Source organism: Hyphomonas sp. UBA3195 (genome assembly GCF_002366485.1).
Taxonomy (GTDB): domain Bacteria; phylum Pseudomonadota; class Alphaproteobacteria; order Caulobacterales; family Hyphomonadaceae; genus Hyphomonas.
Map to the genome: position 1 here is coordinate 19504 of NZ_DEXB01000007.1, position 11265 is coordinate 30768.

Annotated in this window: 11 protein-coding genes; all 11 read left to right on the top strand. The window is 56.5% G+C overall.

Features of this window, described 5'->3' with window-relative positions:
• Positions 1-5: 5 nt before the first annotated feature.
• The 11 genes from nuoH (at position 6) to mce (ending at position 11257) form a co-directional block, all read left to right on the top strand.
• Positions 6-1097 carry an NADH-quinone oxidoreductase subunit NuoH gene (nuoH, locus tag B2344_RS03015; protein ID WP_206990502.1) on the top strand — a complete coding sequence of 364 codons (1092 nt, stop codon included), beginning with the start codon at positions 6-8 and terminating at the stop codon, positions 1095-1097.
• On the top strand, positions 1094-1579 hold the full coding sequence (gene nuoI, locus B2344_RS03020) for an NADH-quinone oxidoreductase subunit NuoI (protein ID WP_034812285.1): 486 nt from the start codon (positions 1094-1096) through the stop codon (positions 1577-1579). Before nuoH ends, nuoI begins: the two co-directional genes overlap by 4 nt.
• Before the next feature lie 62 nt (positions 1580-1641).
• Positions 1642-2235 carry an NADH-quinone oxidoreductase subunit J gene (locus tag B2344_RS03025; RefSeq protein WP_290484640.1) on the top strand — a complete coding sequence of 198 codons (594 nt, stop codon included), beginning with the start codon at positions 1642-1644 and terminating at the stop codon, positions 2233-2235.
• Between the two features lie 3 nt (positions 2236-2238).
• The gene (gene nuoK / locus B2344_RS03030; protein WP_034812289.1) at positions 2239-2547 is read left to right on the top strand and encodes an NADH-quinone oxidoreductase subunit NuoK; all 309 of its coding nucleotides are present in this window, start codon (positions 2239-2241) and stop codon (positions 2545-2547) included.
• A 4-nt stretch (positions 2548-2551) separates the two neighbouring features.
• Positions 2552-4696, top strand: a complete 2145-nt coding sequence (nuoL, locus tag B2344_RS03035) for an NADH-quinone oxidoreductase subunit L (RefSeq protein ID WP_290484641.1) — start codon at positions 2552-2554, stop codon at positions 4694-4696.
• Positions 4696-6195, top strand: coding sequence for an NADH-quinone oxidoreductase subunit M (locus B2344_RS03040; protein WP_290483190.1), 1500 nt, complete (start codon positions 4696-4698; stop codon positions 6193-6195). Before nuoL ends, B2344_RS03040 begins: the two co-directional genes overlap by 1 nt.
• 4 nt (positions 6196-6199) lie before the next feature.
• A complete protein-coding gene (gene nuoN / locus B2344_RS03045; protein WP_206990499.1) occupies positions 6200-7627 on the top strand; it encodes an NADH-quinone oxidoreductase subunit NuoN in 1428 nt (475 codons plus the stop codon).
• The gene (locus B2344_RS03050; protein WP_290484642.1) at positions 7591-8361 is read left to right on the top strand and encodes a biotin--[acetyl-CoA-carboxylase] ligase; all 771 of its coding nucleotides are present in this window, start codon (positions 7591-7593) and stop codon (positions 8359-8361) included. The genes nuoN and B2344_RS03050 overlap by 37 nt, the downstream gene beginning before the upstream one ends.
• Positions 8362-8364: 3 nt before the next feature.
• Positions 8365-9132, top strand: coding sequence for a type III pantothenate kinase (locus B2344_RS03055; protein ID WP_290478785.1), 768 nt, complete (start codon positions 8365-8367; stop codon positions 9130-9132).
• A 5-nt stretch (positions 9133-9137) separates the two neighbouring features.
• Complete coding sequence (locus B2344_RS03060; protein ID WP_290478786.1) at positions 9138-10823, top strand: ribonuclease J; 1686 nt, start codon at positions 9138-9140, stop codon at positions 10821-10823.
• 5 nt (positions 10824-10828) lie between these two features.
• Entirely contained in the window at positions 10829-11257 is a 429-nt protein-coding gene (mce, locus tag B2344_RS03065; protein WP_206990495.1) for a methylmalonyl-CoA epimerase, read from the top strand.
• The last annotated feature ends 8 nt before the right edge of the window (positions 11258-11265 follow it).

An 11265-nucleotide genomic window follows, 5' to 3' on the forward strand; every position in this document is an offset into this window, starting at 1 on the left:
GCGCCATGAGCAACTACGTCGAGTCTCTCGGGCAACTTTGGGGGCCATTGCTGGTCCTCGGACAGATCGCACTGTTCACGCTCGTCCTGTTGTTATCGATCGCATTTCTCCTGCTTTTGGACCGTAAGGTCTGGGCTGGTGTGATGATGCGCAAAGGTCCGAACGTCGTCGGGCCTTTCGGCTTGATGCAGTCATTCGCCGATTTCGGAAAATTCCTGCTCAAGGAAATCGTGATTCCGGCTGGTGCGAACAAGACCGTCTTTCTCATCGCGCCAATCCTGACCTGTACGCTGGCCTTCGCAGCCTGGGCGGCGATTCCGGTTGCGCCCGGTACGGCAAGCGGCACCAGTTGGGTTATCTCGAACCTTAATGTTGGTGTGCTTTACCTGTTCGCAATCAGTTCGCTGGGCGTCTATGGCATCATCATGGGCGGCTGGGCGTCGAACTCCAAGTATCCATTCCTCGGCGCGCTGCGCTCGGCGGCGCAGATGGTTTCCTATGAAGTTTCGATCGGCTTCGTAATCGTGACCGTCATCCTGCTGGTCGGTTCGATGAACCTGACGGATATTGTGAACGCTCAGGAAGGCGGTATCTGGACCTGGCATGCCTTCAGTTTCCAGCACTTCCCGCTGATTGTCGTCATGTTCCCGATGTTCATTATCTTCTTCGTCTCAGCGCTCGCTGAGACGAACCGGCCACCCTTCGATTTGCCGGAAGCCGAATCCGAGCTCGTCGCTGGTTACCAAGTGGAGTACGGCTCAACGCCCTACCTGCTGTTCATGCTGGGCGAGTATCTTAACATCGTCCTGATGTGCGCTCTGATGACGATTCTGTTCTTGGGCGGCTGGCATGGTCCATTCGCACTGGGCGAGGAGTTCGTCCGCGACCATCCCTTCGTGAATGCGTTCGCCGGCTTGTTCTGGTTCATGTTCAAGATCCTGTTCCTGTTCATCATGTTCGCGATGGTGAAGGCGATTGTCCCTCGTTACCGCTATGACCAGCTGATGCGCCTGGGGTGGAAGATCTTCCTGCCAACCTCGCTCGTGGCGGTTCTGATTGTGTCCGGCTATGTCGTTTATCTGGGAGTTCAGTCATGAGTCTGGCTCAAACCATCCGCGGCGCGCTCCTGACCGATTTCCTCGGCGCGCTCGTCGTGGCGACAAGGGAAGTGTTCACGCGCAAGGCAACGGTGAACTATCCGTTTGAGAAAAATCCTCTTTCTCCGCGCTTCCGTGGGGAACATGCTTTGCGGCGTTATCCCAGCGGTGAAGAGCGCTGCATCGCCTGTAAATTGTGTGAGGCAATCTGCCCGGCGCAGGCCATCACGATTGAGGCTGAGCCGCGCGCAGACGGTGCCCGTCGTACCACACGCTATGATATCGACATGGTGAAATGCATCTATTGCGGCTTCTGTCAGGAGGCCTGTCCGGTCGATGCCATCGTGGAGGGGCCGAACTTCGAATTCGCCACTGAAACGCGCGAAGAGCTGTTCTATGACAAGGACCGCCTGCTCGCGAACGGAGATCGTTGGGAACGACTGATCGCCAAGAATCTGGAACTCGACGCGCCTTATCGCTAGGCCGCCGAAACTATTAACTCATGGGGCATTCTGCCCTGCAAAGAAGGGGGCCTAGTAGGGCTGTGGCAGTCATCGCTTTCTATCTGATCGCGGCCGTCGTGCTCGTATCGGCGCTGTCGGTGATCATGGCGCGCAACCCCGTTCATTCGGTGTTGTGGCTCATTCTCGCATTCTTCTCATCGGCCGGTTTGCTTGTGCTGATTGGCGCTGAGTTCCTGGCCATGCTTTTGGTCGTTGTCTATGTCGGCGCGGTTGCTGTGTTGTTCCTGTTCGTCGTTATGATGCTGGACGTCGACTTCGTCGAGCTCAAGCGCGGCACACTGAGATACTGGCCGTTCGCTGTGCTTGTCGGGATCATATTTGCCGCCGAAATCGTGCTGGCATCGGTGATCGGCACGGAAGACATGGAGACCAATTTCGATGCATCTCCGGGCGCTGAGACTAATGCCGAGGCCATAGGACAGGTAATGTATACGCAATACCTGCTGCTGTTCCAGATGGCGGGCATCATCCTGCTCGTTGCCATGGTTGGTGCCATCGTGCTGACGCTGCGCCACCGTCCAGAGACCAAGCGTCAGAACATTGCCAAACAGACCTCGCGCCGTCGCAGCGATGCCTATGAATTGAAAGACCCCACTCCGGGGCAGGGGATCTAAGACATGGACCTTGGGCTTTCCCATTTTCTCGCCGTTTCGGCGGCCCTGTTTACAATCGGGGTCGTAGGCATCTTTGTGAACCGCAAGAACATCATCGTCATCCTGATGGCGATTGAGCTGATCCTGTTGTCGGTGAACCTCAACCTCATCGCCTTTGCGGTATTCAGTGGCACGATTGCCGGGCAGGTCTTCGCAATGCTGGTGTTGACAGTTGCGGCAGCCGAGGCAGCTGTTGGTCTTGCCATTCTCGTCGTCTACTTCCGCAACCGCGGTGATATCTCGGTCGAAAATGTCGACCTGATGAAGGGGTAAGGCGATGCTTCCAGATATCCTGATCCTGTACATCGTCCTTGCACCGGGGCTCGTGGCGCTGACCGGCCTGGTGCACAAGCAGATTGGCGACAAGGTCGTCATGGGGCTGACCACTGCTGTCGTACTATCAGCAGGCGCGCTGTCGCTGATCCAACTGTTTGCCTATGTGGCAGGTCTTGGCGGTCACATGGGCACCGAGGAGCATCATGCAAGTCTTGTCGCCGCAACGACGGGCATGGAAATCAAACAGCATGTGATTACCCTCATGCCTTGGATAAGCGTCGGCGAATTCCAGGCGAATTGGGCAATCCGCGTCGATACGTTGTCCATTGTGATGATGGCGGTGATCACCGGCGTATCCGGCCTCGTGCATCTCTATTCCTGGGGATACATGAGCGAGGATCCGCACAAGGCGCGTTTCTTCAGCTATTTGTCGCTCTTCACCTTCATGATGCTCATGCTGGTCACCGCTGACAATTTCATCCAGCTGTTCTTTGGCTGGGAAGGCGTGGGTCTCGCCTCGTATCTGTTGATCGGCTTCTGGTACCAGAACAAGGCGCCGAACGACGCCTCCATCAAGGCTTTCGTTACCAATCGTGTAGGCGATTTCGGCCTTGCGCTGGGTATCATGGCCGTCTTCTTTGTATTCCGTTCAGTCGAGTTCGGTCCCGTACTGGACGCCGTGCGCAACAATGCGGCCGTTGTGCCCGTTGGCTTCGCGGAAGCGGCACCGGTCCGGGACCTGGTGATACCGTTCCTGCATTGGAATCTGAACGCGCTGGAAGTTATCGGCGTGCTGCTCTTCATTGGCGCTATGGGCAAGTCGGCCCAGTTCTTCCTGCATGTCTGGTTGCCGGATGCGATGGAAGGTCCGACCCCTGTATCGGCCCTGATCCACGCCGCCACCATGGTGACCGCAGGCGTCTATCTCGTCTGCCTCTTGTCGCCGATCTATGAGTACACATTCTACGCCGCAGGCATGATCACCATCGTGGGTGCGGTGACCGCGCTCTATGCGGCCACGGTTGGTATGGCGCAAAACGATATCAAGCGCGTGATCGCCTATTCGACCTGTTCCCAGCTTGGCTACATGTTCTTCGTGGCGGGTGTCGGCGCCTATGAAGCGGCCATGTTCCACCTCTTCACGCACGCCTTCTTCAAGGCGCTTCTGTTCCTTGGCGCTGGCTCGGTTATCCATGGCATGCACCATGAGCAGGATATGCGTCGCATGGGCGGGCTCGCCAAATTCATGCCGCTCACCTATGCGGCCATGATGATCGGGACGATTGCCATTATCGGCCTCGGTATTCCACACACCCAGATCGGTTTCGCTGGCTTCTTCTCCAAGGACGCCATCCTGGAAAGCACTTTCGCCGCTGGCCAGTCCAAGGTCATGTTCGGTCAGGTAGCTTTCTGGTTCGGCCTGATTGCAGCCTTCCTGACGAGCTTCTATTCTTGGCGCCTGATCTACATGACGTTCCACGGTCCGAAGACGTGGGAAGCGCATGATCATCATGATGACCACGCTCATGAAGATGCGCATGCGGCTGATGACGCACATGGCCACGCACATGATCACACGCCGCATGAGAGCCCGCTCGTCATGCTGGTGCCGCTGGGGCTGCTCAGCCTGGGGGCGATTTTCGCGGGCGTTTATTTCTACGACGCGTTCGTGGACGGCAATAATGAGACGTTCTGGGCTGGCGCGATCTATCGCGCCGCAGAGAACCATGTCCTTCATGATCGTCATAATGTGCCTGAATGGGTGTTGTACGCACCGCTGGTCGTCACGATTGCCGGCTTCCTGATTGCGACGTTCACCTATTACCTCAACCGGGGTGTTGGTAAGCGTGTCGCCGACAGTGGCGGTCCGTTGCACTCGCTGTTCTACAACAAATGGTATTTTGACGAGATCTATCAGGCCACGCTCATCAAGGGCTCGGCCATGCTCGGCAATCTCTTCTGGAAGGCTGACAAAAAGATCATCGACGGCATCGGGCCTGATGGTGTTGTGGCTGTGACCAAGGCTTCGGCTGGGCGCTTGTCGAAGATGCATACCGGATATCTCTACCACTACGCATTTGTGATTATCGGTGCTGCACTTGTATTCGGCGGAATACTGTGGCTGCGCGCTGGAGGAGCCAACTAATGGGCGGTTTTCCCATTCTTTCAGCGATGACGTTCCTGCCGCTGGCAGGTGCACTCATCATCATGCTCGTGCGCGCAGCGACAGCTGGCAGCCGAGATGCATCGTCCAGTGATGCCGAGGGGCGCACAGCGCTTCTGGCTGGCCTGATCATATCTGGCGCCACGTTCATTGCATCGCTCGCAGCATTTGGTGCGTTTGATGCGTCCCAGTCGGGCTACCAGCTGGTGGAGCAATACAGCTGGTATCGTAACATCAGCTACAAGATGGGCATTGATGGCCTGTCCATTTCGCTCATTTTGCTGACCACTTTCCTGATCCCTATCTGCCTCCTTGCCAGCTGGAACTCGATCCACAAGCGCGTGACAGAGTATGTGGTCGCCTTTCTCGTTCTTGAAACCTTTATCATCGGTGTCTTCACCGCGATGGATCTCGTCCTGTTCTATATCTTCTTCGAGGCTGGACTGATCCCAATGTTCCTGATCATCGGAATCTGGGGCGGCAAGGACAAGATCTATGCGGCGTTCAAATTCTTCCTTTATACGCTGATAGGTTCACTGCTGATGCTCGTGGCCGTCGTGTACATGTACCAGGTTGCTGGTGGTTCTGACTTCGAGATTCTGGAGAAGTATTCCTTCGATCCGAACGTTCAGACCTGGCTGTGGCTGGCCTTCATGGCGTCGTTCGCCGTGAAGTTGCCGATGTGGCCGGTCCATACATGGTTGCCGGATGCGCACGTGCAGGCACCGACTGCGGGATCCGTTTTGCTGGCAGGCATCCTTCTGAAGATGGGCGGCTATGGCTTCCTGCGCTTTTCACTGCCCATGTTCCCGGACGCGAGCCAATTGTTTCAGCCGATGATGTTCGCACTAGCGGTGATCGCGATCGTATACACATCGCTGGTCGCGTGGCGTCAGACGGACATGAAGAAACTGATCGCATATTCGTCAGTTGCGCATATGGGCTTTGTTACGCTCGGCGTGTTCGCCTTCAACGAAGCCGGCGTACAGGGCGCCATCTTTCAGATGCTGAGCCACGGCCTGATCTCCGCCGCGCTCTTTCTGATCGTTGGCGTCGTTTATGACCGGATGCACACTCGTGAAATTTCCGCCTATGGCGGATTGGTTCACCGGATGCCGGTTTATGCCACGTTCTTCATGCTGTTCACCATGGCCAATGTCGGTCTTCCTGGCACGTCTGGCTTCATCGGCGAGATCCTGACCATGGTCGGTGGCTTCCAAGCTTCAACCTGGGCAGCGTTTGGCGCCGCGCTTGGTGTGATCTTTTCGGCCGTTTATATGCTCACCCTGTATCGCCGGACAGTGTTTGGAAAAATCACCAATCCTGATCTGAACACGATTAAGGATATGAACAGGATTGAATGGATCTGCATTGCTCCACTCGCAATCCTCACAATCCTGTTTGGTGTTGCACCCAATTTGATTTTCAATATTACCGAAGGTTCTGCCTTGCGCATTCTGAACCTGATGGCGGGAGGCTGATCTCGTGATTGATTTCACTGCCATGATACTGACTGTTGGGCCTGAACTCTGGCTCGTTGCGACTGCCTTGATTGGCGTGCTTGTGGGCGCCACGCTGAAGGATCGTTTCAACAGCGTATCTATCAAGTTCGGCGCTCTTGCCCTATTTGCGGCCGCCGCGTTTTCTCTGATGAACTATGAAGGCGGCGAAGCCTTCAATGGCCTCGTTCGTACGAACACGTTCGTGAACTTCGCGAAATTTGTCAGCTATGTCCTGGCAGGATTTGCGCTGCTCACATCTGAGGGTTTCCTGAAGCGGCATGGTACCATCCGGTATGAATATTCCCTGCTGATACTGCTCGCCTCCTTCGGCATGGGCATGATCCTGTCGGCGGCTGACTTGATGACGCTCTATATGGGCGTCGAAACGCTTAGTCTGTCTTCCTATGTGCTGGCTGCGTTCCATCGGGATTCTGCCAAGGCGTCCGAAGCTGGCTTGAAGTACTTCGTTTTGGGGGCGCTTGCATCTGGCATGCTGCTGTATGGCGCATCACTCGTCTACGGGTTCAGCGGTTCGACAGAATATGCCGTGATCGCTGCAGCGGACCCATCGATCGGCATGATGTTCGGCATGGTCCTGATGATTGTCGGCCTCGCCTTCAAAGTCTCTGCTGCGCCAATGCATATCTGGACGCCGGACGTCTATGAAGGCGCGCCGACACCTGTCGTTGCGTTCTTCGCCTCCGCGCCCAAAATGGCGAGCATGGTGGTCTTCGCGAATGTCATGTTCACCATGTTTGGCGACGTGATCGACCAGTGGCAGCTGATCCTCTGCATCATTGCCGGCCTGTCGATGATTATCGGCTCGCTGGGCGCGCTGACACAGACCAACATCAAGCGTCTGCTCGGCTACTCATCGATTGCGAATATGGGCTACGCGCTCGTCGCTGTAGCCGCGGGTCCGGAATTGGGTGCGGGGCCTTTGCTGGTCTTCATGACGCTGTACGTAATTGCGTCGCTTGGCCTGTTCATGGGCGTGCTTGCCATGCGTCGTAAAGGCGGAATGGTGGAAGGAATTAACGAGCTTGGTGGTTTGATGCGCAAGCGCCCCGTGCTGGCGATAGCTCTTTCCATTCTGATCTTCTCAATGGCGGGTCTTCCACCGTTCGGTGGATTCTTTGGAAAATGGGAAGTGTTGTCCGCCGGGGTTGAGGCCGGTTTGATGCCAGTCGTCATAATTCTCGTGCTCGCGTCTGTCGTATCGCTTGGCTATTATCTCCGTCTGATCAAGATCATGTGGTTTGATGAGCCAACAGAGCGTTTCGAGGCGGTCGATGGCCCCGTGACGATCACAGTTCTGCTCGCAGCGCTGATTGCCGGTATCCTGTTCCTGTTCTTCATAAGCGCACTATCAGGGTGGGCGGGCACAGCGGCTCTGGGACTTGCAGGTTGAGCTTAACCTGGCCCGTCTACCACCTTGGCGTCATAGACAGCACAAATTCCGAAGCGAGGCGACGGGCGAAGGCTGGCGATTTCGACGATTGCTGGCTTGTCGCAGAAGCTCAGACAGCTGGGCGCGGCCGTTTGCAGCGTCCATGGATCTCGCCGTCTGGAAACTTGTTTTCCACTGCGCTGTTTCATGAGCCCGGCGGCATTCCAGTAGCCTCTCGTATTCCCTTCGCCGGAGCATTGGCTGTTTCTGATGTGGCTGCGCAGCTCGCGCCAGACGCCCCCGTCCGTTTGAAATGGCCCAACGATGCGCGCGTGAATGGCGCCAAGATTTCCGGCATTCTGATCGAAACCGGCGGGCAGGGCGCTGGGTTCTGGGTCGCCGCAGGCATTGGGATCAATGTGGCTTCCGCACCTGAGGGCGCTGGCCAAATGGCAACATCATTGCATTCTTTAAGGGGCGACGCAGTCCTGACCCCGGAAGATGTCCTGACGACGCTTCGCGGTGCGTTTGGGCGTCGTCGTGAACAAGCGCGACAAGGATTTGAGACGTTGCGGCAAGATTGGCTGAAGGTCGCTGAGGGGCTCGGTCAGACGATCTCGGTTTCGCGAAACGGCGATCCCCTGATAGGCGTGTTGGAAGATATGGCGGAAGACGGGTCGCTGGTGCTCAGATTGCCCGATGGACGTCAGGAGATAGTCCGGGCTGGTGATGTCAGCCTGATAGGGAGTAGCTAAGCGATGCTGCTGGCAATTGATGTAGGCAACACGAACACGGTGTTCGGCATTCATGACGGCGAGACCTGGGTCAACCAGTGGCGCAGCGCGACCGATGCCACCAAGACCGCCGACGACCACGCGGCATGGTTGTGGCGGCTGGCGGACATGTATGGAATGGACTTGAAGCACATCAAAGGATGCGTGATTTCAACCGTCGTACCTCAAGCCCAGTTCAATTTTCGTAATCTTGCGCGTCGATATCTCAATCTCGAGCCCTTGTTCATTGGGGATCCCAATCTGAAAACGGGTGTTGAAGTGCGCATTCACCGGCCCGAACAGGTTGGGGCCGACCGGATTGTGAGCGCGCTCGGGGCGCACATGACCTATTCCGGCAATCTCATTGTGATTGATAGTGGAACGGCGACAACGTTTGACGTTGTGGCGGAAGATGGCGGCTTTGAGGGCGGCATCATCTCTCCCGGTATCAACCTGTCCATGCGGGCACTACATGATGCGGCGGCGCAGCTGCCACGCATTGCGATCCAGAAACCAGCCCAAGTGATCGGCCAAGACACGATCAGCGCCATGCAGTCAGGTGTCTTCTGGGGATACATCGATCTCATTGATGGGCTCGTAACCCGCATCAAGGCTGAATATGGAAAGCCCATGAAAGTGGTTGCCACCGGCGGTGTGGCCTCCCTCTTTGAAGGTGCCAGCGAAACAATAGATTATTACGATCAGGATATTACCATTCGTGGCCTGCTCGAAATCTACAAACGGAACAGTTGAGACCTATGGCAGACACGAACGGTATAGAGGACGAGCTGGTTTTCCTCCCCCTGGGGGGCTGCGATGAGATCGGCATGAACCTCAATGCCTATGGCTACGGCCCGGCGCACGACCGCCGTTGGATCATTGCCGACCTTGGTGTGACGTTCGGATCACTTGAGACGCCGGGGATCGACCTGATCTGCGCGGATCCCGAATATCTGATCGGGGAGAAGATCGATGCGGTATTCCTGACACATGCGCATGAGGACCATATCGGCGCAGTCGGCCTGTTATATCCGCGCCTGCAAACAAAGGCCCCGATCTATGCGACGCCATTCACGGCAGAGCTCGTGCGTTCGAAAATGGTTGAGCGGGGCGTGGACCCGTCCTGGCTCAAGCCGGTTGCGCTGGGCGGAACAGTTCAGGCCGGGCCGTTCGAGGTTACCTATGTCACGCTGACTCACTCAATTCCCGAGCCGAACGCCTTGGCGATCAAGACGCCGCTGGGCACGATCCTGCACACCGGCGACTGGAAGATCGATCCGGATCCCCAGATCGGATCTGCGACGGATGTCAAAGGCCTGACTGCCCTGGGGGATGAAGGCGTTCTCGCCATGGTCTGTGATTCAACTAATGTCTTCGAAGAAGGGGAGTCCGGGTCCGAAGAGTCGGTGAAGCAAGGGCTGATAGATCTGATCGCCGAGCAGAAACAAGCCGTGGCCGTGACCACATTTGCATCAAATGTGGCACGAGTGAAATCGATCGTTGAAGCTGCCGAGTCGGCGGGCCGGGCTGTATGTCTGGTCGGGCGCAGCATGCATCGCATTACGGACGCGGCAAAATCCGTCGGCATATTGCCGCCGCATATGGAATTCATTGACGAATCCGAAGCGAGCCAGATTCCCGCCGAACACATCCTGTATCTCTGTACGGGAAGTCAGGGTGAAGCGCGGGCCGCATTGACGAGAATCTCACGGCGGGATCATCGTAATGTGTCGCTCCATGAAGGCGACACAGTGATCTTCTCGTCCCGACAGATCCCAGGCAATGAAAAGGGGATTTTTGCGCTTCAGAATGCACTGGCAGAGCAGGGCGTCAGGGTGATCACGCCGCGCATGGTGCCATATCCGATACATGTCTCCGGTCACCCTTGCCGGGACGAGCTGCGCCGCATGTATGGATGGGTGCGCCCGCAAGTATCAATTCCCGTGCACGGCGAGCGTCGGCACATCATGGAACATGCCAATTTCGCGAAATCACTGCAGGTTCCCCATGCTGTAACGCCGCAAAATGGCAGCCTGATCCGGATCGCACCGGGAAAGGCCCAGATTGTTGACGTCGTTCCAGCCGGTCGGTTGTTTCTAGATGGGGATCGGCTGGTGCCGGAAGGTGCGCAGGGAATTGAGGAACGCCGGAAACTTTCCTGGGCTGGAATCATCTTCGCGTCCATGACGCTGGACGATGATGGAGACATACTCGACGGCCCCATCGTGTTGGCGAAAGGCTTGTCGGAAACCGATGGTCGCCTTGCTGATGAGAGCATCGAGCCGCTTGAGATCGCGGCCGAGGATGCAATTGGTCGCATGAAGAAACGCGACCGAATGGACGATGATGCAGTTGAGCGTACCGTCGGCCGCGCCCTGCGGAAGGCTTGTCTTGAAACATTTGGTCACCGTCCCGTAATAGAAGTGATCGTCCTGAGGAGTTGAAACCCGTGTCAGAGTTTAAAATTGGTCCCTTGAACCATGTCGGTGTCGCAGTGCCGGATCTTGAAGCCGCCTGCGAAACCTATCGGACACTCTATGGCGCCAAAGATATCACCACGCCGTTCGACATGCCGGAGCAAGGCGTAAAGGTCTGTTTCGTCAATCTACCGAATAGCCAGATTGAGCTGATCGAGCCGTTGAACGCCGAATCCCCTATCGCCAACTTCATCACGAAGAACCCGAAAGGCGGCCAGCATCATGTCTGCTTTGAAGTGGATGACATCAACGAAGCAGTCGAAGAGATGGGCAAGCGTGGCGCCACAGTCCTCGGAAAACCCCGGATTGGCGCCCATGGGACTCCCATCATTTTCGTCCACCCGAAAAATTCGAACGGTGTCCTGATCGAGCTGATGGAAACCCCGAAGGAAGCCCACTGATGACCATT

Coding starts and splice junctions, on each gene's coding strand:
- nuoL (WP_290484641.1), top strand. CDS start 2,552: ATGCTTCCAGATATCCTGATCCTGTACATCGTCCTTGCACCGGGGCTC.
- B2344_RS03055 (WP_290478785.1), top strand. CDS start 8,365: ATGCTGCTGGCAATTGATGTAGGCAACACGAACACGGTGTTCGGCATT.
- nuoK (WP_034812289.1), top strand. CDS start 2,239: ATGGACCTTGGGCTTTCCCATTTTCTCGCCGTTTCGGCGGCCCTGTTT.
- B2344_RS03060 (WP_290478786.1), top strand. CDS start 9,138: ATGGCAGACACGAACGGTATAGAGGACGAGCTGGTTTTCCTCCCCCTG.
- B2344_RS03040 (WP_290483190.1), top strand. CDS start 4,696: ATGGGCGGTTTTCCCATTCTTTCAGCGATGACGTTCCTGCCGCTGGCA.
- nuoI (WP_034812285.1), top strand. CDS start 1,094: ATGAGTCTGGCTCAAACCATCCGCGGCGCGCTCCTGACCGATTTCCTC.
- nuoH (WP_206990502.1), top strand. CDS start 6: ATGAGCAACTACGTCGAGTCTCTCGGGCAACTTTGGGGGCCATTGCTG.